This is a genomic window from Microcoleus sp. Pol14D4, from assembly GCF_036701245.1.
Taxonomy (GTDB): domain Bacteria; phylum Cyanobacteriota; class Cyanobacteriia; order Cyanobacteriales; family Microcoleaceae; genus Microcoleus.
The window spans coordinates 1-24,928 of the sequence record NZ_JAUBQM010000080.1 but is presented as its reverse complement, the minus strand read 5'-3'; the positions used below and the strand labels follow the sequence as shown (position 1 = coordinate 24,928).

Sequence of the window (24,928 nt, the reverse complement as noted above, 5' to 3'; positions counted from 1 at the left end):
AGTGATTTATTTAACCCTGCAAACTTTAACAATCAGCGTTGCTGATTTATGGTATGAACGACTTAATCTGCAAAAAATGAAACCAGCGGGTCAGAACATCTTCGGAATTTCCAACTTATCTATTTTCATACCGTGATTCAGCAACGCCCTCGAAGTGATTTTGACGCATTAAATGAGAGGGAATATCAAACCGTGTCTATTTGGATTATTCGTCATGGTCAAAGTCAATCCAATGCAGGGTTGGCAACTATTGGGCCCCATGAAAATGCCTTAAGTGAATTGGGCGACCGACAATCAAGATGTATTCCAACCGCCGTTAAACAAACTCCAGACTTGATTGTGACTTCACCTTATCTAAGGACACAACTCACTGCTCAACCATTGATTGAAAAATTTCCACATACACCCGTTGAGGTTTGGCAAGTTCAGGAATTTACCTATCTGGATCTACAGCTCGACCAACCAACCACAACCCTGGATCGCAAACCTTTGAGCAAAGCTTACTGGGACCGCTGCGACCCAGAATATGTCGATGGAACCAACGCCGAATCGTTGGTTCAACTGATGGAACGAGTCCGAACTTTCCTAAACCAGTTGCAACAACAATCCGGTTTTGTAGTTGTCTTTTCACATGGATTTTTTATCAAAGCAATGCTGTGGCAGATTTTGGCTAACCCAACGGTAATTGATGCCATTGCCATGAATCGGCTTTTGGGATTTTCGCGAGGATTTAGAGTACCGAATGCGTCAATTTTGCAGATGGAATTTGATTCAGATGGGATAGCTCATTGGAGTTCCTTCATTACCAACCATCTGCCACCGGAGCTAGAATCTGCAGCACCCGATGCAACTGTGGCGAGCGATGCAGGCGATCGACCCTCGTAACCTACCTTCACTGGAACAATGCCCCAACCAACGCCAGAGTGGGGTTGCTGATTTATGGTATGAACGACTCAATCTGCAAAAAATGAAACCGGCGGGTCAGAACATCTTCGGAATTTCCAACTTATCTATTTTCCTACCGTGATTCAGCAACGCCCGCCAAATATTTTAATATTTTTCGTAAGTGGTAACAGTTATAAGCTGTTCTACATTTAAATTGTCTGTTAAAAAACAATCAAATTCTTGTGGGGTGGGCGTCCCGCCCGCCCTCAACATACAATTTAAATGCGCGACAGCTTAGCAGATTACCTTCCGCAGAAAACTATCCAAGCAATAATTTCAACAATTAATAACGTCCTCAGCGTCTTCGCGGTTGCTATAACTGTTAATAGTTCACAACTGTACTGTTAATAGTTCATTTTTCACATTTCATAGTTCAAGGGCTAATGACTGCTGATATCGTTTGCGGTTACATCGGTATTGTTTAAATGTCTAAACAGTCAGTTGTTCCAAAAGCATAATTTTAGTCAACAGCCAACAGTTAACAGTCAACAATATCTTGTTCGTGCCACCTGAATAGATATGACTAATAACTACTTCCTCAGACTCTGATATTTACTCAATAAAGCAGCAAAGCGCTTGTAATCCACAGGCTTCCTGACATACTCCGCCACTCCCAATTCCCAACCCTGATTTTGGTCGTCCAAAAAAGTTATCATAATCACTGGAATATCAACCAAATCTCGATCGGCTTTCAATGCCGACAGCACCGCCCAGCCGTCCATACTCGGCATCATCACGTCCAGAATAATCGCGTCGGGCAGCAACTCCTTAGCCAACAGAAGCCCCCCTTGACCGCTAGCCGACGATCGCACCCGAAATCCCTGTTTCGACAAGCAGCGGGTCATCAAATCCCGCGCGTCCGGATCGTCGTCAATCACTAGGACAGTAGCAGCATTGGGCAGCTCCAGCGCTTGCGATCGCACTGCTTTTTGCTTCGCTTCAGTCGATTCTGCACTCGTTTCTAAATCGTCGTCGGAAGACTTCGGCTGCATTTCTGCGGTTTCTCGATCGTCCTGCGCTTCTTTCGGGCTTGTAACTGCAATCGGCAACCGGATCGTAAAACTAGAACCGCAGCCAAACTCGCTATCAACCGTAATGTCCCCGCCCATCATCTGGCAAAACTTCCGGCTAATTGTCAGCCCCAAACCGGTGCCGCCGTATTTGCGGGTAGTAGAATCGTCGGCTTGAGCGAAAGCTGCGAACAGCCTCGACACCTGATCCTCAGTCATGCCGATGCCGGTATCAGTTACTTGAAAGACGATCGCAGGCTGTTGACACCGAGAAAAAGCTGCCGAGAGTTCTTCGGAATTGTCGATCGGCAAAACCTCCCCTTCTTCTTTCCAAACATTAATCGTAATTTTGCCTCGATCGGTAAACTTAGCAGCATTGGTCACCAAATTCAACAGCGCTTGCCGCAGCTTTGACAAATCGGAGTATATAGTGCCAATATTGCGATCGCAATTGACCATCAAAGTATTGCCATTTTTCCCTAGCTGGGGTTGAACAGTAGTGACAACCTCCTCGATCAAATTCCACACCTCAAAAGTCTCTAAAAAAAGAGTCACCTTTCCTGCTTCAATTTTAGAAATATCCAGGATGTCACTAATAATGGTGAGCAACTGCTTGCCTGCCATATTAATGCTTGCCAAATCCATCACAAACTCTTCTTCGCCGAGTTCCAGAGCCTCTTCTTGCAGCAGCTCGCTGTACCCAATAATCGCATTCAAGGGCGTCCGCAACTCGTGAGTCATATTTGCCAAAAAAGTGCTTTTCGCCCGGTTAGCAGCTTCGGCAGCGTTCTTAGCAACTTCCAATTCGCGCGATCGTTCCTCTAGCTGCCGCTGCCGCACTTCCAAACCGTTGAGCAAACTGCTAATTTGCTGAGCCATCGTATTGAGAGTAGAAGATAGCACCCCGATCGCATCATTAGAAACCACAGGCGATCGAGCCGTCAAATCACCGCTCGCCATCTGTTCGGCAGTTTCCCGCAGCAAGCCGAGATTCCGAATAATTGCCGACACCGACACAAAAGCCACTATCCCCGCGATCAAACTCAAACCCAAAGCTGCCAGCAGCCAGTGCTGAGTGCGGCTCGCCACCAAGAGAGTTTGCTGCACCAGCACCGCCATTGCCGCTTCAGGAACCCCCGCCGCCGGAGCTGATGCAGCGTCCATTGTCAGCAAATAGTTCTTCATCTCCACAGAACCCATCCACCCAACTCCCACGGCCATCCAAGTTATCAGCACCAAGATCACAAACAGCCCGCTCAAAGACGCCCGAGTTCCCAGAGCAATTCCCCTCGTAGCCAGTGCCGCCGCCCAAGGATAGCCTTTGAGAAAAGGATCTGGCCGAACCGGTGCGCCGGAATTCCAAATTTCCTCAATTTGACCGTCCAACCTCACCTTACCAATGCGTACTGTTTTCCAGGTATGCTGCGTTTGGGCATCTATTTTTACCTTGCCCGATGGCGCTGCAAACTCAATATTTTTAGCAGCAGCCCTGACTTTAACCACATCTGTCGAACCAGCTTTTTCTACTGCTTGCTTCCACAGGTAAACGCCCAAATAAGCCGCTTCGATGGGGTCATCGGTGACTCGATTTTCCCCGTATCGGGCTTTATAAGCCTTGACAAATTTACTATTTTCCAGTGTATCCACCGTTTGAAAATAGTTCCACACCACCAAATGTCCGGCAATATTGGACGGCCCGATCGCCCGCACTTCTTCTTCTGCTACGCTGACCGACATCACTGGCAAATCATCGGGTTTCACGCCAGATTCCCGCAACTTTTGGAAAAAAGCCACATTGCTGTCCCCGTTGAGAGTGTTGAGAATAGCATCTGGTTTCACTGCTAAGATATGTGCGATCGCCTCGCCCACTTCCCTCGATCCCAGCGGCAGATACACTTCCCCCGCTAACTCTCCCCCCTGTGCAGCCAGTTGAGCTTTCACAATCCGATTTGCCGTGCGGGGAAAGATATAATCCGAACCCAACAGGAAAATTTTCCGCTTCCCCTGTGCCAGCAAGTAATTCACCCCAGGCACAATCTGTTGGTTCGGGGCAGCACCAGTGTAGAAAATATTCGGACACTGTTCTAGCCCTTCATACTGAACCGGATAGAACAGCAACCCTTTGCCCTGATCGAAAACCGGCTGTACAGCTTTGCGGCTCGCCGAAGTCCAACAGCCAAATACCACCGCCACCTGAGCTTCAAAGAGCAATTGCTTAGCTTTTTGAGCAAAAGTTTGCAAATCGCTGGCTCCATCTTCTATAACCGGTTCCAAGGGGCGTCCGAGCACCCCTCCCGCCGCATTAATTTCCTCAACAGCCAACAGCGTCGCATCTTTAACAGAAATTTCGCTGATGGACATCGTGCCCGTCAGCGAATGCAACACGCCTATTTTGATCGGCTCACGAGTCGAGCCGGCTGCTTCGAGGGGGTTACTGCTCCTTGCTCCCATAGGGTTTTAGATAATTTTTACCGAAAAATGGGGTTTAAAGCCCCGCACTTATGTGCGGCTTTTATCTAGGACTTTCCTGGATAAAAAGTGCTGAAGTTTGATATAATCATACCATAATAGTAAGAAAAGCAAAGCTAAAAAACAGAACGAGAGAGCAATACTGTGCACTTGATGAAGCCATCCGAACAGGCCAGTTCATTAGAAAAAAAGCTGTCAGAGTTTGGATGGACAACGCAGATATTAGTAAGACTATGTTGTACGCACTCTGTAAAGATATTGCCTGCATAGTTCGCTTTTGCGAAAAAGCTCAAGTCAGCCGCCCGTAAACCCAGTGCGGAACGCGCTTGGGCTTCTATATCTACCTTTTATAGACGCTGTAAAAAAGGTCAGAAAAGGAAGGGTTATCCCTAATTCAAAAACCACTGTCCCTCTGTAGAACACATCTCCGAAAACAATCAAAGCTTATGTATAGTTAAGTTGTAGCACGTAAATGCAATCATCCTAAATTAGCTAGCGTGTAAGATCAAACCCGACTATGAGATGTGTATGGTTGATAATTGTACCAACATATTGAGTGAGCTGTGTTAATTTTTATCTGACGCTTTCAACGCTTTTTCTAAGGGCAGTAGTAGCGTTGCAATTCGCAACCTGACTCTTCCACAAATACTTAAAATTACTGGCTCATATTTTTAGCAATTTTATCTAAATATTGATTGTAAATATCGAAGTTTCTTGACAGTTATAATTTCGATGTTAGACAAAATTTTTGCTACAAGCAAACGCTTTGTTTTGTTTTTATGTCCAGTTGTGAATTCTAATTTTGTGATTTTTTTAATGGGAGTTGTTATTGAATTTTATCCAACGTAAGCTTGATATCTCTTAAATCTTTGTTGAGGGTCAAACTCGTTCGCGATATTCCCAGAATAAGGTTATATCCCTTTTAGGTTAAGACTCCCCTGCCACAACACCAACTATCTCTCTACCATCTGGCATGAAAATTATTTAATTTTTAAAAGTAAGCTGTTGCGGCCTTTAAATTGTCTATTAAAAAACAATAAAACTCTGGTGGAGAGTAGGGTTGGGCGTCCAGCGCGCCTCAAATCTACAATTTAAATGCACGACAGCTTATGGTTAGTCTTCTTGCCTGAAAAGTATTTTTCTTGTTCAGCACGAGTTCCAGGTATTTCTCTGACTTGTTCCTAGGTATCTACTATTAATTAATATTCTGTGAATATTTCCTTAACTATTGCACGATCAGCAGCGTTTTTTTACTTCTTCCAGCCAGCTAGATGGTAGCAATCAAAGCAGGCGTCCAAACCAATAGTTAAATGTATCATTAGCTGTGGACTCACTAACTCCAAATGGGATGCCCCGAAGTTGAAGTGTTGTCCTAGTCCTAAGATAGAACAAAGTTAAAATTATTTGTTCGGGAATAGATAGTTTGGGTTTTTGACCGACTCCACCAGCAATAATTGTCACTTTTTGGGATTCTAGTAAAGCTTGTTTTTCATGATGTAATGGTTCGGCATTTTGGATAAATTGTTGTAACTGTTCATAGACCAAAGCAATTAATCGCTGTGTTTTTTTATGATTATTTTCAAGATAATTCAGGAGGTCCCTCATGTTTCTGTGTAAAAAAATGTCTTTTATCTTTTTTTATTGCACAATCTTACTAATAGAAATATCTTCTATTAGTCGTTGGTAAATTTCTAAGTAAATGCGTTTTTTTTTGATAAATACGGCGGCTTGTTTGGCTACATACTGGGAAAAATTCTGTTTTATTTTTGAGGGTAAATTCTCAAATAATTGTTGCTTCTCTCTCTAAGCTATCCCCTAAAATTACATTAGATGGATACAGGATTTTTGTCATTAATTTTTTTATGTTTAACTTCAACGATCGCTGTCTTCATAAGATTTTAGCATACTAAGTAAGGAAGAACCATTAATTGCTTGAATTGCTGCTACAAACTAATAGCAATCAATATTTCTTTACAATGTTCGGAATCTGGACTTCACAAACGATCGTCAAAAATTGATGGGTTTTGAATCCTGAATGTCAACTTCTGTGTAGATACACGTATAGCGGACACAACATTTACCTCCCAGCTTCACACAATCTTCACATATCTCCGTATAATTACGGTAAATTTATAAAGATTAGGTAAAGATTGCCATCAAAGGTAGCCCAAATCACGATTCTATAAGTTAAACTGGGAGCCAGCCAAAACCACACTTACGTAATCACCACACAATCCTGAAAAAACGCAATTTTATATATCCTAAAGGCGTTGAAGGGATGCCGTAACCAAGAGGTGTTAGTCGGACATATCGACAAACAGTTTTTAAGCCAACTCAATTGCGACTAAACCAATAAAAATTGCTCATAACCGGGTTAGTTGTAATTCAAAAAATTTGAAACAACTTTTTGACAGGGTAAGTTATGAAAAAAATTTTAGGGGTTAAAAATCACATTTTTCAAACCCCAGAAGCCTTGAAAAATTTCCCGGCTATTCAGAAAATTTTCGAGGAAGTCGGTGCAGGACCGACATTAGTGGCGAAATTAAATACAGTCTGTGAAATTTGCGAGTTTCAGCTCGGAGATGAAATTACTCAATATCAAATACCCCATAATAGCAACAATTTAGTTGAACAGGAACAGAGCGATCGCCATTTTTATTTAGTTTGCGAGGGAAGAGTCAGGCTGCTAGCGGTAGAAGCGTCTCACCAGCAGGAGATTTCGGCGATTGTACTGGAAGTCGGAGCAATATTTGGGACAGATGACCGATTTATAGACAGCGGATTGCCTTACAGGGTAATTGCAGCCGACACTTGCCAAATTGCTCGAATTGCGGCCACCACAATGCAGCTTATTTTAGAAGAATGCCCGCAACTGCAACAGCATTTGCAGCAAGAATTTCAAGAGCGACAGCGGTTAATATTTTTCAAGACACAAACAGATTTGCGATCGCTCCCTCCCCACCAACAACAGCTTCTGTGGCCGCATTTACTTCCTTACATAGAAGAAAGCCGAATTCCTGCCGGAGTTTCCCTCGCTGAGCATTGCCAAAACTCCAACAATCTTTTTTGGCTCCGCAGCGGTCAAATTCAAGGTCAAGCACCGCCAATTATCGGCAGTAACTGGGAGCATTCAGATGTAAAGAGCGACTGGATAGCGGTAACAGATCTGCTACTTTACCAGCTGAGCAGCGAACAGTGGGAAATCGCTAAGGCCACAATTAGTTCCGAAAGCAATTCCCGCCCTAAAATCATCCGCAAACCTCAAATTTTAAGCTTAGTAACGCCGCCCCAAGATGCCCGATCTACCTCACAAACCGAGCCATCAAAATTAACCGCATTTGCTCAGCAAAAACCCGCAGCCGGAATCATCAGCTTTCCCAAACCCAAGCAGCGGCTCTGGTTGAGCAGCAGATACCCATTCATTCAACAACAGAGCACAGCAGATTGTGGAGCTACTTGCTTAGCCATGATTAGCGAATATTGGGGTAAAAAATTCAGCCTAAATTACTTGCGCGAATTGGCAGAAATTGGCCGCAGTGGCGCGTCGCTCAAGAGTCTGGCAAAAGCAGCGGAAAGGATGGGATTTCACACCCGTCCCGTCCGAGCTTCTTTAACTCCGCTGCGAAATCAAAATCCCTGGATTGCTCACTGGCAAGGCAATCACTACGTGGCAGTTTATCGCTTTAAAAATCAACAGGTTTTAGTAGCCGATCCGGCCGCTGGCAAGCGGTGGATGACCGTTAAAAATTTTACCGACAATTGGACTGGCTACGCCCTAATTTTAGACCCGACAGCGGAACTATACCGCAATCACAGTGCCGAAGATCAAGGCATTAAAATTAAAGATTTTGTTGGCATAGTCTGGCCCTACCGCGCTGCGATTGCCAAAATTTTGATACTCTCCTTGTTGCTCCAAATATTTGGTCTAGTTACTCCCCTATTTACCCAAGTAATTCTCGACCAAGTGGTTGTTAGCAAAAGCATAGTAACTCTGCACGTTTTTGCGATCGGACTGCTGCTGTTTAGTGTTTGGCGAACGCTGTTGGGCGCAACGAGACAGTATTTGCTGGATTATTTGTCGAACCGCATTGACCTGACTTTAATTAGCGGCTTTATCAGTCACACTCTTAGTTTGCCGATCAAGTTTTTTGAATCTCGTCAGGTGGGCGATATCTTGACGCGGGTTCAGGAAAATCAAAAAATTCAGGCATTTTTGACTCGCCAAGCTATTACGGCTTGGTTGGATGCTTTGATGGCTGTAGTTTACATCGGACTGATGGTTTACTATAACTGGCGTCTGGCTTTGTTGGTGCTGGCTTTGATTCCGCCGATCGTGATTTTGACTTTAGTGGCAACTCCGTTTTTGCGAAAAGTGTCGCGGGAGATTTTTACAGAAAGTGCCAAGCAAAATTCATCTTTGGTGGAAATGATTACTGGGGTGGCGACGGTTAAGGCCACTGCTGCTGAGCGAGAAATGCGCTGGCGCTGGGAAGACCAATTAACCTGCATGATTAATGCTAAATTTCGCGGGCAGAAGTTGGCTAATTCTTTGCAGGTAATTGGGGGTGGGATTAATACTTTGGGCAGCACGGCTTTGCTGTGGTACGGGGCAATGCTGGTGATTCAAGACGAGTTGACTATCGGTCAATTTGTGGCTTTTAATATGATGATTGGGAACGTGATTTCTCCTGTGCTTTCAGTGGTGGGACTGTGGGATGAGTTTCAAGAAGTGGTCGTTTCGATCGAGCGTTTGGATGATGTATTCTCTGCCCAACCCGAAGAAAGCCCTTACAAGCCAATGCTGGTGCTGCCTCGCATTCAGGGAAACGTCAAGTTTGACAATGTTTCTTTTCGTTATGCTCAGGATGAGGAACGCAATACGCTGCAAAATCTTTCCTTTGAGGTGCAAGCTGGAGAAACTGTGGCAATTGTCGGCCGCAGCGGTTCCGGTAAGAGCACTTTGGTGAAGCTGCTGCAAGGTTTCTATTATCCAGAAAAGGGGCGGCTGACAATTGACGGCCACGATATTCGGCACATTTCTTTGCAGTCGCTGCGAGTTCAGTTGGGTGTTGTTCCTCAAGATTGTTTCTTGTTTTCGGGAACGATTTTGGAAAATATTACACTGTATAAAAACGGAAACGATGCTGCTTCTGCAAGCTTGGAAGAGGCGATAGAAGTGGCGAAGCTAGCAGAAGCTCATGCTTTTATTCAAGATATGCCGCTGGGTTATCAAACTCCAGTGGGGGAAAGGGGAACGAGTTTGTCTGGGGGCCAGCGGCAGCGAATTGCGATCGCCCGCGCTCTTTTGGGAGATCCCCGGATTTTGGTTTTGGATGAAGCAACTTCTTCGCTGGATACGGAGTCTGAACGCAGGTTTCAGCAAAATCTCGCCCGCATTAGTCGCGATCGCACTGCGTTTATTATCGCTCATCGGTTGTCTACGGTGCGTAATGCCGATCGAATTTTGGTTCTAGACAAAGGCATTTTAGTCGAACAAGGCAACCACGACGAATTAATGGCTGAACGCGGACTTTACTATCACCTCGCTCAGCAACAACTCGATATTTAAGTCATTAGTCATTAGTCATTAGTTATTAGTCATTAGTCATTAGTCATTAGTCATTGGTCATTGGTCATTAGTCATTAGCAACCTACACAAGACTAAAGATAATTTTCACTTACTCGTGACTTCTGACTCCTGACTTATAGCTCCTAACAACTGCAACTGCCAACAGTCAACAGACTAATTTGGAGGAAATACAATGTTTTCACAAGATGAGAAAGAATTAGGCCACGCTCCTAACGAAATAGGTGAAGTCTATGGAGGCGTAGCTTCTAGGCAAGAAAACGAACCAAGAAAAAAAGACCGATCTTTAGAAGTTGTCGAATCTAAAAATCGCTCTTCTCAAACTCATGACGGTATCAATATTGCCCAATTACAGTTACGGCAGCCTGATGCTAAGAATTGGTCTACTTCTTTGCACTCGGTACTCGACCAGCCACCAGTATCTTTTCCCCAGCGGTTGATATTAGGAGGAATGGTTTTTTCCGTAGCTTTTGGAGCGTGGGCAACTTTGGGAAAAGTTGACCAAGTTGGTCATGCTCAGGGCAAATTAGTTCCCAAAGGTGCTGTTTACAAAATTCATCCGACGGAGACGGGAAAAATTATTAACCTCGCTATCAAAGAAGGTCAAAAAATCAAAGCTGGACAATTATTGGCCGAATTAGACCCGTCGAATGCCCAGAGCGAGGTGGAGCGTCTTGAGAAAATTCTGAACGCCGATCGAATTCAATTGGTGCAGCAGATTAGTTCGATCGAGAGAACTCGACTTGAAGCGGAAGCGAGCCAAGCTATTGCTGCTGCAGACCAGCGGGGGGCTGAAGCTGCGATCGCCCGTGCTCGCGCTTCAGCGGCCACCACGCAGTCTCAAATCGAGCAATTGCAAGCAGATTTAGTGTCTCAGCAAGGGCGCAAGCAACAGCTCAAACCTCTGGAAAAGGATGTGCAAGACTTGCTCTCGCAACTGAAAACAGATATTAACTCCCAGCAAGGGCGGCGGGATCAGGTGAAACCGTTGCAACGCAAAAGTCAAGAATTGCTGGGGCAATTGCAAGCAAAAGTGACTGCTCACAAAGAACGGATCGCGCGTCTCAAACCTTTGGTAGATGAAGGAGCACTGTCAAAAGACGTATTGTTTCAAGCTGAGGAAGCTCTGCGAGAAAGTGAAAATGCGGTGATTAGAAGCCAGTTGGGGGAGACAACTCAGGCTGACGATCGCGCCTTTGAAGTCGAGCAAACCGTTCGCGACAGGCAAAGTGCTGCCATCAGGAGTCAACTGTCTGATGCAACTGGGGTTAAGGAAAGGTTGTTTGAAGTCGAGCAAAATTTGCGCGATCGAACAAGCGCCATTTCTAAAGCCCAAGGTGAATTAGCCCAACAACTGGCAGAAGTCGATCGACTGCAAGCCGAAGCCGCCAGCAAACAAGCCGCAGCGCGCCAAACGCAGTTAGAAAATGAGCAAAAAATTCAGCAGTTGGAAATGGAATTAAATCAAGTCAAATCCAAAATTGCCGAAACCCAAACCCTGCTCGCTCAAGCAAAAAATCAGCTCAAACAAAGATTTCTCTACGCACCCGTTAGCGGAGTGATTTCCGCACTCAACATTCACAACACTGGCGAAGTAGTTCAACCGGGTCAAACTATTGCAGAAATGACTCCGAATCAGGCTCCTCTGGTGCTGGAAGTCAGTTTGCCGAACCGAGAAGCGGGATTTGTCAAAACCGGAATGCCGGTGCAAGTCAAATTCGATGCTTTTCCTTATCAAAATTACGGCGTGATTCCGGGAAAAGTTTTATCTATTTCGCCGGATGCCAAAACAGACGAGCGATTGGGTGTTTTTTACCGGGTGGAAGTGAGTATCGATCGAGACTCAGTGAAAGCCAACAATCAAACCTGGAAACTCAAAGCTGGCCAGACAGCTACTGCAGAAATTGTCATCCGCCAGCGCAGCATAGCCGACGTTTTGCTTGACCCTCTCAAGCAACTACAAAAAGGCGGCATGAGTTTGTAGAACTTAGTTAAGTGGTTGTTGTCCTTTGTCACTCTATATACACAAAACAGGATAAAATAATGAATTCCCAATTCCACAATTCTGCCAATCATTCCCAAGTTGGAATCAAACCAGAACAATTGGATGAGATAATTTCAGCCATCCTGGCAGGAAAGTATTCTTGGGCTTGTTTTTTACTTTTGCGGTGCACGGGTTACAACCCTCTCGACTATATCCCTTACCGTACTTCCAACCGCTTGCTTAAGGAAAACAGTCAAATCAGCAAGTCGAGTAAATCGGAAACTAAGTCTGCATTGGGCAAAATTGCTGATTTAGATCATCTGGAGGTGGTGAGGGAAAAACGAGCGGGAGTTCGAGGGGGTTATGTAACTGAGGCTTTTAGCGAGTTGCACTCAGATACCAGAGGTTTTGGACTTGAAGTCAAGGAAGGGCAATATCTCGCGCTCCAGAAGGTTGAGTGTTTGCCAATTCCCAGTCAAGCATTTTTTGCTGGATTTAAGACGCGCTTGTCTAATTGGGCGGGTAAGTAATTTAGTCGATAGACCGACAACCCGATTGCGGGCGTTGGGTGTACCTGTTTTTTGGTTTACTCACCGCGGGCGATCGGGTTTTTAAGTATCAAAAATCCGCGCTTCAGATAAATCTGCCAAAATGGCAACATGCTGGGGCGATCGTACTTAATAATTTGTTATCTGGTACCCCTTTTATTGTCATTGTTCGCTGTTCGTCGCAATCGCCTAGTCTCTGCGATTGCGACACGCAGTGAACCATGACAATAAAGGGGATGAGTAACCCGGATTTACTATTATAAATTGATCCAAATACTACAATTTTCCAGTCTCGTCAATAAACTATCAAACGAGGCTGGTTGTTGGATGTCAAAATATATCGATAGGCACATCGATTAGGACATTCACTCCGCTCATCAATAGAGTCTAAAATCCTTGCTTCATAAACGGTTGGATTCGGATAACATAACTGTCAACTGTCAACTGCTATATATCGATAGCCTCTAGTTTGCGATCAAATAATTAACATAGATTCATGAAGCTGACTTTACAATTTAATTTTCACAAATCTGCCAAATTGGCAACACAGCTCTAATTAGTCCAGATATATTAGGTACATCGAAAGAAAACAACGTTCCTTCGAGCAACTAATCCAAAAAAAACAGGAAAAAGCAATGATTATCTCAGACCTCAACCACGTCGAAATCGTCTCCGAATCAACCCAAGTAGAAGGCGGATACTACAACTTCTACGAAAATGATTTCGTCAAACTGCAGATTGTCTCGAAGCCAGAAATCAAAGGCAATAGCGCGATCGCATTAGCAGATTCTAATGCCTACGGCAAAAATACTTTCGCTAAGAGTGTCACCTACACTGAAACCGATCAGGGCTACTATTCCACAGCTTCCAGTGCCTCCGTAGCTGGTTCCGTAGGTTCCTACTTCTACTGGTAGTAGTTCTACCCTACAAACAAATAGCAGAAACCGCTGCAAGATCGATATCTTCACAACTTTCAGCGGTTTTCTATCTAGGGCTTGCTGAATAAAGGTACAAAGTAAGACAGACAAGGGTTTTGAGCCTTTTTTGAGCAAACAAGTGTAAGTTTTTAATATCTATAGGCTCAAAACCCTTGCTTTTTTGGGGGAAATAGTTAGCTAAATTTGGGAACTAGGCGACAAACCCCATATTTTGCAAGCTGTGTAGCCTCTAGATTCGTTCTGTAGACTTATTCAGCAAGCCCTATCTATTCCGTGAATGTCAAGGGTAACTATAGCAGTTGACAGTAGACAAGTGACAGTTATGGTATCCGAATCCAACCGTTTATGAAGCAAGGATTTTAGACTCTATTTATGAGTCCCTTAATGTCCTAACCGATGTGGCGGTTGCTATACAACACAGTATTCAGGTTGTGATGAATAGAGTGGATGGCAAAATTAATGATTATTTGCGACTTGGATTACCAGGAAGAATTGATTGAAGAAACTAATATTGTCGGCGGTGTCTATGCCTACGCAAATACCAGTGCATTCGCTAGTAGCGGTTCTGGTTCTGCTAAGGGTGATGCTGTTGCTGTTGGTCAATCTACTTACGCTCAAACTCGAACTTCTACAACTGTGTCGCAAGGTTTCACTGACTCCCAGGCTCAGGCTTACGCTTATGCTAAAACTGGAAAAAATTATGCACGGGCTGAATCAGACAGTTTTGCTCTGTTTATCGGTTATTGAAGAATCACAATTTAAGCAAGTCTGGTTTAAGCAAGTTTAGTTTAAAAACAAAGAGCATTATGTTGATATCTGATTTGTCCTACCTCGAAAATGTTTCAGAAAACGACTTGATTTTAGGTGGTGCTGCATTGGCGTTGGCTGCCTTTTCATAAGTGGACAGTGGAAACACTTTGACTGCTACAAACATTATTTTGAGAAACCAAGGTCAAGTTACGAAAGCAACGGGTACAGGAACAGCTATGGCGATTGGCACTGATCCTCTAGCTGGTGTTGATGTTTACTACGCAGGCTTTGATAAAGTGAAAGTAAAAATTAAATCAGCAGCAGGAGCAAACTATGCTTTTGAGAGTGTTACTGTCAAGGCGATGGACTTGCCACACTAACTTTGATGGCTTATAGTAAGGGCTTAAGCCCTTTTTAGTTTTTAATGATTGACCACTGCGTCACGGGTACCAGCGGTTTATGGCCGAGGAAAGGGCCGATCGCCCCAACTCGCTGAATGCCAATTCTAATTACTTCCGCATCATGGCAGGTGCAGGGCGATCGCGATCGCCCTGCACCTGCCATGACTCCGCATCTATTCGATCGTGATCGAGCCACAACCCGCGCCTACATCCTAAAGCAACTCTGCCGGAACCCCTGCCAAGGTTGACAGAGTAACGGCTCGAACCTCCCGCTTGGTAAGTTGTCCGTCGTGCCCATAAGCAGTATCTCCCAAGCCGGAAGTGCGGGGGAGCAGAACTGTTTCGCGATCGGCTACAAATGCGAGATCGATCACCTTTAAATCGGCTCAATCCGCCGCATTCCAGTCGGCTGCAACCCCCTCATATCATTTCCGGTTGAATAGTCTTGAAGTATGCCATATGGCCTATGGCATATGCCTTATGCCCTATAGTTTATGTCCCTATAACTTTCATAAGTAATTAAGTGGACTTGATATCAATCTGTGCCGTTCCGAGTACCCTCCCATCGGCTAGAAAATCCACACCACCAACAGCCATTCGAGATAGTCTAAAATTGACTCCTTGCGTAAGTCCTATAATTTCAAACAAATCTGCCAAATTGGCAACACAGCTCTAATTAGTCCCGATATATTTAGATACATTGAAAAAAAACAACTTTTATTAAAAACATTTCAGTTTTTAGTCGGAACTCAAGAGCAATTGCTTCACACTATTCAAAATCATACCTTTTTATTTGAAATTGGCAGTGTCTATGTTCACGCAAGTGCTTTTCCTGTTTACAGCTAAAAGGAGATAAATCGCGATGCCTTCCTTAGATTCATCTGAGTCCTTAAGTAATATTGTTGGAAACAGCAATAGTTTAAACCTTTTGAATTCGCCGGCGGCGAATAACCCTGGTGCGGGCAGCAGCAGTTCCAGCAAATCTAGTTCCTTTGCCGATAGCAGCGGTGCGGGCAGTACCAGCAGCGCGACAGCCGCTTCCCCGACGGGAAGCAGTACCAGCAGTCAGACTGCTTACACTGCAGGGGCTACATCTAGCAGCGGCAGCGCGGCAGCAAGTGCTTCTACAGTCGCGCCCCCAACTACTAGCGCCACAGCTTCGGCCCCAGCAGCAGCGCCAACTCCAGCGCCAGCACCAGCGCCAGCACCTGCACCAACACCAGCGCCAACACCAGCGCCGTTAGGAGACACCAGCGGTGCGAGCAGCAGCAGCAGCGCGACAGCGACTTCTCCCACAGGGAACAGCACCAGCACTCAGACAGCATCGGCTCCCGGTGGCACTTCTAGCAGTGCGAGCGCCTCAGCTAGCAGCGGTTTAGATACTGGGCCAACTACTAGCGCCACAGCTTCTGCCCCAGCGCCTGCGCCTGCACCTGCGCCAACACCTACCCCTGCGCCAGCACCAACACCTGCGCCGTTAGGAGACAGCAGCGGTGCCAGCAGTAGCAGCTCGACAGCGACTTCTCCGACAGGCAGCAGCACCAGCACTCAGACAGCATCGGCTCCCGGCGGCACTTCTAGCAGTGCGAGCGCCTCAGCTAGCAGCGGTTTAGATACTGGGCCAACTACTAGCGCCCCAGCGCCTGCACCAGCACCAGCACCAGCACCAGCACCAGCACCAGCACCAGCACCAGCACCAGCACCAGCACCTGCACCTGCGCCAGCACCAGCACCAGCACCAGCACCAGCACCTGCGCCGTTAGGAGACAGCAGCGGTGCCAGCAGCAGCGCGACAGCGACTTCTCCGACAGGCAGCAGCACCAGCACTCAGACAGCATCGGCTCCCGGTGGCACTTCTAGCAGTGCGAGCGCCTCAGCTAGCAGCGGTTTAGATACTGGGCCAACTACTAGCGCCACAGCTTCAGCAGCAGCGCCTGCACCTGCAGCAGCGCCTGCACCTGCGCCTGCTCCGGCTGCTACAGGCTCTGCACCCGTAATTAATATCACAGTGCCAACACCCACACCGCCAACACCGCCAACACCGCCAACACCGCCAACACCCTCAAATAATAATGAGGATGCGGGTACGGGGGGTGGTGACAGCAGCGCGATCACTTCTAATCCCACAGATAACAGTAACAGCAATAATTCGATCGCACTTCCCGAGGACAATACCAACAACATCAATCCTGAGACAACCCCGCCTCCAGAAATGGTTGCCCCAGAAAACTATCCTGGCGCATTAACTATCACCTACGACAGCAACGGCGACGGATATTGGCTCGGCACCAGCGACAGCGATGTGATTATTTGCGGTAGCGGGATCGATCGAATTTTTGCAGGAATCGGCGACGATATTGTCACAGGTAACAGAGGTGATGATGCGATCGATGGAGGCGATGGAAACGACACTTTGCGGGGAGGAAAAGGTCAAGATTTGCTGAGTGGTGGCAACGGCGACGATTTTCTTTGCGGCGACTTCGGCACCGATACATTGATAGGAGGTAGCGGCGCTGATACCTTTGCATTTACATCGGAAACAGCGAGTGCAGCAGCTAATCCATTGTTAGCCGATCGAGTCGTTGATTTCAATCCCGCTCAAGGCGATCGAATTGGGCTAATAGGGGGACTTTCGGTAACAGATTTGACACTCGTCGCGTTTGATACGGATGGCGACGGTACGACAGACGCGACTCTGGTCAAGTTTAGTTCAAATAATGGCGATCGAATTTTAGCTGTTGTTTTGGGAACAGTTAACGCAGCGGGTGCAACAACTTTGAGCAATACTGATTTTATTAGTTTGCCAAATGACATCTTGTAGCTAACCGTTAACCGTTAACATCAACGACCCCGCAGGAATCGTCGGGGGATGAAGTTAATAAATTCATATAGGTTGAGAGAGAAAGATGAAAGACTTTTACGGGCCAATGATTGAAGCAAGTGAAATCATCGAACTACTCAAACAAGAGATGCAATTAAAAACATTTAGTCAAAAGGTTTTGCATAAAAAAGTTATTGATAAAGCAGCCCGGGAACGGGGGTTAACTGTGACTCCCGACGAAATTCAAGCTGTGGGCGACCAACTCCGCCGCGAGAAGCGTTTGGAGAAAGCGGCGGATACGATTGCTTGGCTGGTCGATCAGATGATTTCTGTAGAAGATTTAGAGGCAGGGATTCGCGATCGGCTCCTCAGCCAAAAACTAGCCGAACACTTATTCAGCAAAGAAGTAGAAAAGATTTTTGTTCAAAACAAATTGCAATTCGACCAAATAATTCTTTATCAAATAATTGTTGCCAATCCCCAGCTTGCTCAGGAACTATTTTATCAAATTCAAGAAGGAGAAATCAGCTTTTTTGATGCCGCTCACCTTTACGATATTGACGAAAATCGTCGGCATATATGCGGTTGCGAAGGCAAGGTTTATCGGTGGGGTTTAAAACCAGAGATAGCCGTCGCAGTATTTAGCGCTCAACCCGGAGAAGTAATTCGTCCAATTGAAACAGAGCTAGGATATCACTTGTTTCTGGTTGAAAAGTTTCTCCCAGCGGAATTAACCCCTGAACGGTATCAAGAAATATTGCACAATCTGTTTAACGAATGGTTGGCTAACGAAGTCAACTATTTATTGTACAACACTAAAGTGTAGAAACTTAATTTTTCGCCCTCAAAAACCCATTATATAATTTTGCTGCAACCAAATACAATGCAAAAATTTAGGGTGGTTCTGGGTGCACAGAGAGACCTAATATCTTTTCCAACTGCATCAATATTATTATTCATTCCTTGGCGCGGTGCGTGAGTGTAAATAGCCTCATGCTTGTGGATTTAAATATTGCTCCCTTTCACGCACTCTACTACTTAGATAAAAAGTGGTTTTACGAGGTATTTATAGCTCAATAAAGTTTAGTTAAAAAGGGAACTTGTCGCCCTCGAAACTGCGCGAAACATAGCGAAAAATGAGACGCTTAGCCAACCCAAGCTTACTGACTTATAGCGCTATTAAAATTACTTTTTAGATTTGAGTTGTGCCAACCCCATATCCGCCAGCTAGCAAAGCCAAATGAAAAAAATATATCGGTTAAAAACGCCACTCTAATTTATTCTCCTAAAAAGCTACTTTTTAAATTATCATTATTCCCTCCTATTTATTAATTATCTGCGTCCATCAGCGTACATCAGCCTACATCTGCGGTTAAAAACCGACATAATTTTGCCGCCACCAAGCCCGCACAAACTTTATCTCCTCAAACGTATAACGTTCTTCCAAAAAATCATAAATTGCTCTCAGTTTCTCATCCCCCATAACTTCAATTGCGTACACTATCGCCTGCTGGCGTTCCGGTTCCACCAACAAATTTATATCAACTTCCCTGCCCATTTCCATCAATTCTATCAGATGCCCAGAAATAGTATTAGGGCTCATGCCCCGCGCATTAGCTATTCCTTGAACTGTCAAACCTTGTCGGTATAATTCCCAGGTTTGCATCTGCGAATAAGACGCAACGTTAGCAAGATTGGGAAGATTAGCGACATCAGAAGATGCAGCACCACTTGGCAATCCTTGTTCTTTGCAAAAATTGCGAATTGCCTCCAAGAAAACCTTACCGTACTTATCTCGCTTGTTGCTACCAACTCCGTAAACTTCCTCGAATTCTGTGAGATTTTGCGGGCGTTTTTCTGCCATGTCTCGCAAGCTTTTATCGGCAAAAACTACGTAAGGTGGCACAAATTGTTCGTCGGCAATTTGCTTGCGTAGCGTCCGCAGTACGGTAAATAAACCTTCTACTTCTACTGCCAAAGAACGAACTTTCCCCTGTACTTCCCGCTGGGGTTCAATGGCGATTTCAACTGTACGCTGACGTTTCATAATTTCCCAACTTTTTTCATTCAGTTTCAAAATGGGAAATCCGTCTGTTTTTTCGTCTAAAAAACCTTGATTTAACAGCGAACGACTCAATTTTTTCCATTCCTCAGCACTTCTATCTTTGCCAATTCCGTAAGTAGAAAGTTGGTGGTGCTGGTATTGCAATATTTTTTGATTTCTTGAACCTCGCAGCACGTCAATAATATGATTCATGCCGAATTTTTCTTGGCATCGGGCGACGCAAGAAAGAAATTTCATTGCCTCAATCGTCCAATCTTCTACGGGTTTTTGGTTGCAACAGTTATCGCAAGTACCGCAGTTGCCTGGGAATGAATCGCCAAAATAACTTAACTGGATTGTGCGACGGCACTCGGTGGATTCTGCATAGTTTATTACTCGCCGCAACTGTTGGCGGGCAATTCGTTGTTCTTGCGGATCTGGCTTTTGCTCGATGATGTAGTCGATGGTTTTGACATCGCCGTAGCCGAAAAATAAGCTGCAATGGGCGGGTTCGTTGTCTCGGCCTGCGCGGCCGGATTCTTGATAGTATCCTTCGAGATTCTTGGGCAAGTCGTAGTGAATTACAAACCGCACGTCGGGTTTGTTAATGCCCATACCGAAGGCTATTGTGGCTACCATTACTTGCACGTCGTCGCGAATGAAGCGGGTTTGATTGGTGGCGCGATCGATATCGTTCATCCCGGCATGGTATGGTAAAGCTGCGATGCCGCTTTGTTGCAATTTATAGGCAACTTCGTCAACTTTTTTGCGGCTGAGGCAATAGATAATTCCCGAACCGCCTTTTTTTTGGATAATTTGCAAAACTTCGGCAAAACTGTGTTTGGTTTTGGGGCGAACTTCGTAGTATAAATTGGGGCGGTTGAAGCTGGCGACGTGGATGTATGGATTTCGCAGAGTTAGCTGCTGGATGATGTCTTGGCGGACGCGCTCGGTGGCGGTGGCTGTTAGTGCCATAATGGGAATGTCGGGATATCGATCGCGCACTCGCTGCATTTGCCTGTATTCTGGTCGAAAGTCGTGCCCCCATTCCGAAACGCAGTGGGCTTCGTCGATCGCAAATGCCGAAATTCCTAACTTATTTGCTACTATATCTAAAAATGGTAAAAATCTCTCACCGAGCAAGCGTTCGGGTGCAACATAAAGCAATTTAATCTTACCTTCGAGAATCGCTGTTTCGCGCGATCGGGTTTCCTGACTGCTCAAAGTGCTGTTTAGAAAAGTCGCCCCAATTCCATTATCCTGCAAAGCTTCCACCTGGTCTTGCATCAGAGCAATTAACGGCGAAACAACCACAGTCAATCCCGGTTTCAACAGTGCCGGTAATTGAAAACACAAAGACTTGCCACCGCCCGTCGGCATGACAATCATCATATCCCGTTTTTGTAAAGCAGCTTCGACAATTTCCTGCTGTCCCGGACGGAAAGAGTCATAGCCAAAAAAATGTTTGAGTGCTTGTTCCAGGGACAGCGGCACAGAAGATATTGGCGGATTCGACGCTGGCATTTGCAGTAGTTGGTTGTTGGCTTCTCAACTATTCTATGCCTTTTGAGCACAAATACAGTTACAATAATTGAGAATCTCAAGTTAAGCAGAAAAACTGATGCCGAAAGCAATTTGGAATGGTGCCGTTTTGGCCGAGAGCGACAAGTGCGAAATTGTAGACAACAACTATTATTTCCCCGCCGATGCCATCAACCGTGAGTATTTCAAAGACAGCAGCACTCACACTACTTGCGGTTGGAAAGGTGTTGCTAGTTACTACAATGTCGAAGTTGGCGGACAAGTTAATAAAGATGCTGCGTGGTACTATCCTACTCCCAAAGATGCTGCTAAAAATATTGCGGGATATATTGCTTTTTGGAAAGGAGTTAAGGTAGAGGCTTAAAGCAGTTTTGAAATAAAAAATGGGGCTGGTTGTGGGCGAATTGGGCGCTTAACCTGCCCCTTAAAAATTTAATCTTTTTCCCAAACGGCGACAGCTTCCGAACCCAAACCACGGCGAACAACAATCGGTTCGCTTTGTGTCAAATCGAGAATGGTAGAAACTTGATATCCCGGATCGGAACCGTCATCTACAATGACATCCACTAACTTTGAAAAACAGTCAAAAAGTTCAGCTTTGCCAAAGCTTTCTGCTTTAGATGCAGGGACTGGTGCTGCACCTTCATCATCCGTGGTAATGTGAGCAGATGTTGAAATAATTGGATTTCCCAAGGCTTCCAACAGTGTAAAACAAAGCCGCTGGTCGGGAACGCGAATTCCAGTGGTTTTCCGTTTTGGGTTCATTACCAACCGCGGCACTAACTTGGTAGCTGGCAGCAGAAATGTATAAGGCCCCGGTATTAACCGCTTGATAATTCTGTATGCTTCATCGCTGACAGCAGCATAGTCGGTAATATTTGACAGAGAAGAACACAGGAACGTTAAAGGCTTATCATTGGAGAGTTGCTTGATCTGCCTGACTCGTTCTACCGCAGACTTGGAGTTGAGATCGCAGCCGATCGCGTAAACTGTATCTGTCGGATAAAGCATCACTGCCCCATTTTTCAGAGCTTTTTGAATTTTATCGATCCGGTCTCTCTGGGGTGCAACTGGATGCACTTCGTAAATAGTTGCCATGTTAAGATATTGCAGGCTAAGTGGGCGATCGAAATATCGAGTGAAACAATCAATGCTAAAAATTAATTGTTAACAATGAATAAAATAGCTTATTTTGACTGTCCAACCGGCATTGCTGGCGATATGTGCATTGGATCTCTCATCCACGCCGGCGTTCCTTTAGAATACCTAATCGAAAAACTCAATTTGCTCGGCATTTCGACAGAGTACCAGTTGCGGACGGAATTAGTCCACCGGAATACTCAACAAGCAACTAAATTTTATGTGGATTTAGCTGCGGATTTGTCGTTAAAACCTGAAAATCCCGCTACCCAACTCGATCCCTCGGAAACGGAATCCCCGACTTTTGACGCCCGCCACCACCATCATCACGGGGAAGAACATTCTCACAGTCACGGCGAAGCAGATGCCGAAATTAGCCACACTCATCACCGCAATTTGCCCGAAATTGAGCAAATCATCGTCTCTGCAAAATTGCCTCCGCGTGTGGAAGCTTGGAGTTTGGCCGTATTTGGCAAATTAGCAGAGGCAGAAGGTGCCGTACACGGTATCCCCCCAAGCGAGGTTCACTTTCACGAGGTGGGGGCGACTGATGCAATTATTGATATTGTCGGTACTTGTTTGGGTTTGGATTGGTTGGATATTCAGGAGTTTTACTTTTCGGCGATGCCGACTGGTGCAGGTACGGTGAAAGCGGCCCACGGTAAGTTAGCGGTGCCGACGCCGGCGGTGATGCGGTTGTGGGAAACGCACCGAGTGCCGGTTTACAGCAATGGGATCGATCGCGAATTGTGCACGCCTACGGGAACTGCGATCGCCTGTACTCTCGCGTCTGCTTTCGGCCCGCCACCGCCGATGCAAATTCAGGCGATCGGTTTGGGTGCAGGTTCTCGAATCCTGGAAATTCCTAATATTTTGCGCCTCTGGATTGGGGAGAAGTCAGAAGGGGAGAGGGGGAGAGTGGGAGAGTGGGAGAGTGGGAGAAAGACGGCTACTAATTCCCAATTCCCAATGCCCGATTCCCAATTCCCAATGCCCAATTCCATAGAAACTATTACGGTATTGGAAACGCAAATTGATGATTTGAGTCCGCAGGCGATCGGCTATGTTTTTGATGCTTTGTTTGCCGCCGGAGCTCTGGATGTTTTCACTACCCCAATTGTGATGAAAAAGTCGCGACTGGGGGTGTTGTTAACTGCGATTTGTCATCCCGAATTTCAGGATGCTTGCGAAGCTGTGATCTTTCGCGAGACTACTACTTTGGGAATTAGGCGATCGACTCAACAGAGAACTATTTTACACCGAGAAATCCAGACCGTTAAAACAGAATACGGCGAAGTCAAGATAAAAGTTGCGAAGTCTGGACAAACGATTGTTAATGTACACCCGGAATACGAAGATTGCGCGGAAATTGCCCGAATTAAAAATATTAGCTGGCGGGAAGTTCACCGCTTGGCGCTGCAAAGTTGGTACGATCGCACTTAATCAATTACAGTGACTTACATGAGGAATTTAGTCCCTGACGGGCTGACAACCCGTCAGACTCAGCAGGCTTGAGGAATATCTAAATCAGAGGAATCAAAACCTCTGATATCATGTCCGGTAGATTACCCCTAATACGTTAGGGGCTCCCCTCACGAAAAATATCGGCCAATAATTGACAATCTCAAAAACCAGCCCTTTTAATCGCTTTTTCTTCAAGCTATTATATAAACATACTTCATTCCCGATCGCATTATGGTTGCCTTACCCGATCGCCCATCGATGAGTGCAGAAGAATACAGCACTTCCGGATGTTATGAGGTACAATAGAATCGACTAAAAATAATATACCAATGAAAGCATACTCAGTAGATTTGCGCTCCTTTCATAGTAGCAGCCCAGATCGAGCAGAAGCTGTCGATCAGAAAAACAGCAGCGATATTTTCCGTCAGTAAAAGCTCTGTTTAAAAACTGGTCAAGCAACAAAAAATCGAGGGAAATTTACAGCCGAAACCCAGGAGGAAACCGAGATACAGTCATTTGAATAATTCCACAGCAGAGTTGAGAGAAATAGTGGCAGCACCTCCCGATGCAACCTTACTATAATTGTGTGAGTTATTTGGCCAGAAGACTGGAAATAGGGTGGGTAGAACAGCCATGTGTAACGCCTTACAAAAGTTGGGATTAAATCGTAAAAAAAAACAGTGAGAAGTAGCCAAGCCGGAACAGAAAAAGTCATGAAGTTAAGGTTAGAGTATTGGGAAAAAGTCAAGCAGTTCGACCAAAAAGATCTAGTTTTTTTAGATGAGACTGGAGTATTACGCTTGTTTAACCAGAACTCATGCACGTTCTCAACGAGGAACGAGAGCCTATGCGGTTAAACCTTTTTACCGAGGGAAAAAAGTCACAGTAATTGGTGCAATTAGTTTGAAGCGAGTAGTGGCGCTCATGACAATGGATAACTCAATGGATGGCAAAGCATTTGAGGTATTTATTGAGCAATGGTTAGTGCCACAATTGTGGTCGCCAGCAGTAGTAGTGATGGATAATTTACCCGCTCATAAAGTAGATTCAATTACATCGATGATTGAATCTGTGGGTGCTTCTATTTTATGTTTGTCCCCATACTCTCCTGATTTTAATCCGATTGAATTATGGTGGTCGCAACTTAAATTTTTATTGATCCAGTTTTCGCCAACCACCACTAAAAGGGTTGATACGATAATTGATCTGGCTGGGGGGGTGACAAAAAGGTCTACGAGATAGACTGTATAAGGGTTGCGGCCCGCATACCTTGTTGATAAAAGCG

At 45.4% G+C, this 24,928-nt stretch carries 18 protein-coding genes; 12 read left to right on the top strand and 6 right to left on the bottom strand.

Annotation, left to right across the window (positions count from 1 at the left end):
* Nucleotides 1–192: 192 nt before the first annotated feature.
* Nucleotides 193–885, top strand: a complete 693-nt coding sequence (locus tag QUA33_RS22715; protein ID WP_333151367.1) for a histidine phosphatase family protein — start codon at nucleotides 193–195, stop codon at nucleotides 883–885.
* A gap of 590 nt (nucleotides 886–1,475) precedes the next feature.
* Here QUA33_RS22715 and urtA read toward each other — a convergent pair.
* The gene (gene urtA / locus QUA33_RS22710; protein WP_333151365.1) at nucleotides 1,476–4,406 is read right to left on the bottom strand and encodes an urea ABC transporter substrate-binding protein; all 2,931 of its coding nucleotides are present in this window, start codon (nucleotides 4,404–4,406) and stop codon (nucleotides 1,476–1,478) included.
* Between the two features lie 1,299 nt (nucleotides 4,407–5,705).
* Nucleotides 5,706–6,029, bottom strand: a complete 324-nt coding sequence (locus tag QUA33_RS22705) for a transposase family protein (protein ID WP_333095313.1) — start codon at nucleotides 6,027–6,029, stop codon at nucleotides 5,706–5,708.
* A gap of 817 nt (nucleotides 6,030–6,846) precedes the next feature.
* Here QUA33_RS22705 and QUA33_RS22700 point away from each other — a divergent pair.
* From QUA33_RS22700 to QUA33_RS22675, 6 genes are all read left to right on the top strand, one after another.
* Nucleotides 6,847–9,993: a peptidase domain-containing ABC transporter gene (locus QUA33_RS22700; protein WP_333151363.1), complete on the top strand. Its 3,147-nt coding sequence runs from the start codon at nucleotides 6,847–6,849 to the stop codon at nucleotides 9,991–9,993.
* A gap of 193 nt (nucleotides 9,994–10,186) precedes the next feature.
* Nucleotides 10,187–11,995, top strand: a complete 1,809-nt coding sequence (locus tag QUA33_RS22695) for an HlyD family efflux transporter periplasmic adaptor subunit (protein WP_333151361.1) — start codon at nucleotides 10,187–10,189, stop codon at nucleotides 11,993–11,995.
* Nucleotides 11,996–12,054: 59 nt separating this feature from the next.
* Nucleotides 12,055–12,525: a HetP family heterocyst commitment protein gene (locus tag QUA33_RS22690; protein WP_333151359.1), complete on the top strand. Its 471-nt coding sequence runs from the start codon at nucleotides 12,055–12,057 to the stop codon at nucleotides 12,523–12,525.
* A 653-nt stretch (nucleotides 12,526–13,178) separates the two neighbouring features.
* Nucleotides 13,179–13,457: a hypothetical protein gene (locus tag QUA33_RS22685; RefSeq protein ID WP_333151358.1), complete on the top strand. Its 279-nt coding sequence runs from the start codon at nucleotides 13,179–13,181 to the stop codon at nucleotides 13,455–13,457.
* Between the two features lie 471 nt (nucleotides 13,458–13,928).
* Nucleotides 13,929–14,228, top strand: coding sequence for a hypothetical protein (locus QUA33_RS22680; protein WP_333151356.1), 300 nt, complete (start codon nucleotides 13,929–13,931; stop codon nucleotides 14,226–14,228).
* Between the two features lie 170 nt (nucleotides 14,229–14,398).
* Complete coding sequence (locus QUA33_RS22675) at nucleotides 14,399–14,611, top strand: hypothetical protein (RefSeq protein WP_333151354.1); 213 nt, start codon at nucleotides 14,399–14,401, stop codon at nucleotides 14,609–14,611.
* 34 nt (nucleotides 14,612–14,645) lie between these two features.
* On the opposite strand, the gene QUA33_RS22670 is transcribed toward QUA33_RS22675, so the two are convergent.
* Together QUA33_RS22670 and QUA33_RS22665 are read right to left on the bottom strand one after the other, a co-directional pair.
* Complete coding sequence (locus tag QUA33_RS22670) at nucleotides 14,646–14,828, bottom strand: hypothetical protein (RefSeq protein ID WP_333151352.1); 183 nt, start codon at nucleotides 14,826–14,828, stop codon at nucleotides 14,646–14,648.
* A 16-nt stretch (nucleotides 14,829–14,844) separates the two neighbouring features.
* On the bottom strand, nucleotides 14,845–15,006 hold the full coding sequence (locus QUA33_RS22665) for a hypothetical protein (protein ID WP_333151350.1): 162 nt from the start codon (nucleotides 15,004–15,006) through the stop codon (nucleotides 14,845–14,847).
* 488 nt (nucleotides 15,007–15,494) lie between these two features.
* Here QUA33_RS22665 and QUA33_RS22660 point away from each other — a divergent pair, with 488 nt between their 5' ends.
* Nucleotides 15,495–17,453, top strand: a complete 1,959-nt coding sequence (locus QUA33_RS22660) for a hypothetical protein (protein WP_333151348.1) — start codon at nucleotides 15,495–15,497, stop codon at nucleotides 17,451–17,453.
* An 85-nt stretch (nucleotides 17,454–17,538) separates the two neighbouring features.
* Nucleotides 17,539–18,279 (top strand): peptidylprolyl isomerase, encoded by a 741-nt coding sequence (locus QUA33_RS22655; RefSeq protein WP_333151346.1) that lies wholly within the window; start codon nucleotides 17,539–17,541, stop codon nucleotides 18,277–18,279.
* A 546-nt stretch (nucleotides 18,280–18,825) separates the two neighbouring features.
* On the opposite strand, the gene recQ is transcribed toward QUA33_RS22655, so the two are convergent.
* Entirely contained in the window at nucleotides 18,826–21,021 is a 2,196-nt protein-coding gene (gene recQ, locus QUA33_RS22650) for a DNA helicase RecQ (protein ID WP_333151344.1), read from the bottom strand.
* 97 nt (nucleotides 21,022–21,118) lie between these two features.
* Between recQ and QUA33_RS22645 the strand changes: the two genes are divergently transcribed.
* Entirely contained in the window at nucleotides 21,119–21,403 is a 285-nt protein-coding gene (locus QUA33_RS22645) for a DUF427 domain-containing protein (RefSeq protein ID WP_333037862.1), read from the top strand.
* A gap of 68 nt (nucleotides 21,404–21,471) precedes the next feature.
* Here QUA33_RS22645 and QUA33_RS22640 read toward each other — a convergent pair whose 3' ends face one another.
* Nucleotides 21,472–22,137: an L-threonylcarbamoyladenylate synthase gene (locus QUA33_RS22640; RefSeq protein WP_333151342.1), complete on the bottom strand. Its 666-nt coding sequence runs from the start codon at nucleotides 22,135–22,137 to the stop codon at nucleotides 21,472–21,474.
* Between the two features lie 75 nt (nucleotides 22,138–22,212).
* Between QUA33_RS22640 and larC the strand changes: the two genes are divergently transcribed.
* Nucleotides 22,213–23,622 (top strand): nickel pincer cofactor biosynthesis protein LarC, encoded by a 1,410-nt coding sequence (larC, locus tag QUA33_RS22635; protein WP_333151340.1) that lies wholly within the window; start codon nucleotides 22,213–22,215, stop codon nucleotides 23,620–23,622.
* A gap of 801 nt (nucleotides 23,623–24,423) precedes the next feature.
* Nucleotides 24,424–24,885 carry a transposase gene (locus QUA33_RS28335; protein WP_333183157.1) on the top strand — a complete coding sequence of 154 codons (462 nt, stop codon included), beginning with the start codon at nucleotides 24,424–24,426 and terminating at the stop codon, nucleotides 24,883–24,885.
* Nucleotides 24,886–24,928: the final 43 nt, after the last annotated feature.

Excerpts from the sequence above, each read along its gene's own strand:
- QUA33_RS22645 (WP_333037862.1), top strand. The coding sequence starts at position 21,119 with ATGCCGAAAGCAATTTGGAATGGTGCCGTTTTGGCCGAGAGCGACAAG.
- QUA33_RS22655 (WP_333151346.1), top strand. The coding sequence starts at position 17,539 with ATGAAAGACTTTTACGGGCCAATGATTGAAGCAAGTGAAATCATCGAA.
- QUA33_RS22685 (WP_333151358.1), top strand. The coding sequence starts at position 13,179 with ATGATTATCTCAGACCTCAACCACGTCGAAATCGTCTCCGAATCAACC.
- QUA33_RS22700 (WP_333151363.1), top strand. The coding sequence starts at position 6,847 with ATGAAAAAAATTTTAGGGGTTAAAAATCACATTTTTCAAACCCCAGAA.
- QUA33_RS22640 (WP_333151342.1), bottom strand. The coding sequence starts at position 22,137 with ATGGCAACTATTTACGAAGTGCATCCAGTTGCACCCCAGAGAGACCGG.
- QUA33_RS22690 (WP_333151359.1), top strand. The coding sequence starts at position 12,055 with ATGAATTCCCAATTCCACAATTCTGCCAATCATTCCCAAGTTGGAATC.
- recQ (WP_333151344.1), bottom strand. The coding sequence starts at position 21,021 with ATGCCAGCGTCGAATCCGCCAATATCTTCTGTGCCGCTGTCCCTGGAA.
- QUA33_RS22705 (WP_333095313.1), bottom strand. The coding sequence starts at position 6,029 with ATGAGGGACCTCCTGAATTATCTTGAAAATAATCATAAAAAAACACAG.
- QUA33_RS22680 (WP_333151356.1), top strand. The coding sequence starts at position 13,929 with ATGGCAAAATTAATGATTATTTGCGACTTGGATTACCAGGAAGAATTG.
- QUA33_RS22695 (WP_333151361.1), top strand. The coding sequence starts at position 10,187 with ATGTTTTCACAAGATGAGAAAGAATTAGGCCACGCTCCTAACGAAATA.
- larC (WP_333151340.1), top strand. The coding sequence starts at position 22,213 with ATGAATAAAATAGCTTATTTTGACTGTCCAACCGGCATTGCTGGCGAT.
- QUA33_RS22660 (WP_333151348.1), top strand. The coding sequence starts at position 15,495 with ATGCCTTCCTTAGATTCATCTGAGTCCTTAAGTAATATTGTTGGAAAC.
- QUA33_RS28335 (WP_333183157.1), top strand. The coding sequence starts at position 24,424 with ATGAGACTGGAGTATTACGCTTGTTTAACCAGAACTCATGCACGTTCT.
- urtA (WP_333151365.1), bottom strand. The coding sequence starts at position 4,406 with ATGGGAGCAAGGAGCAGTAACCCCCTCGAAGCAGCCGGCTCGACTCGT.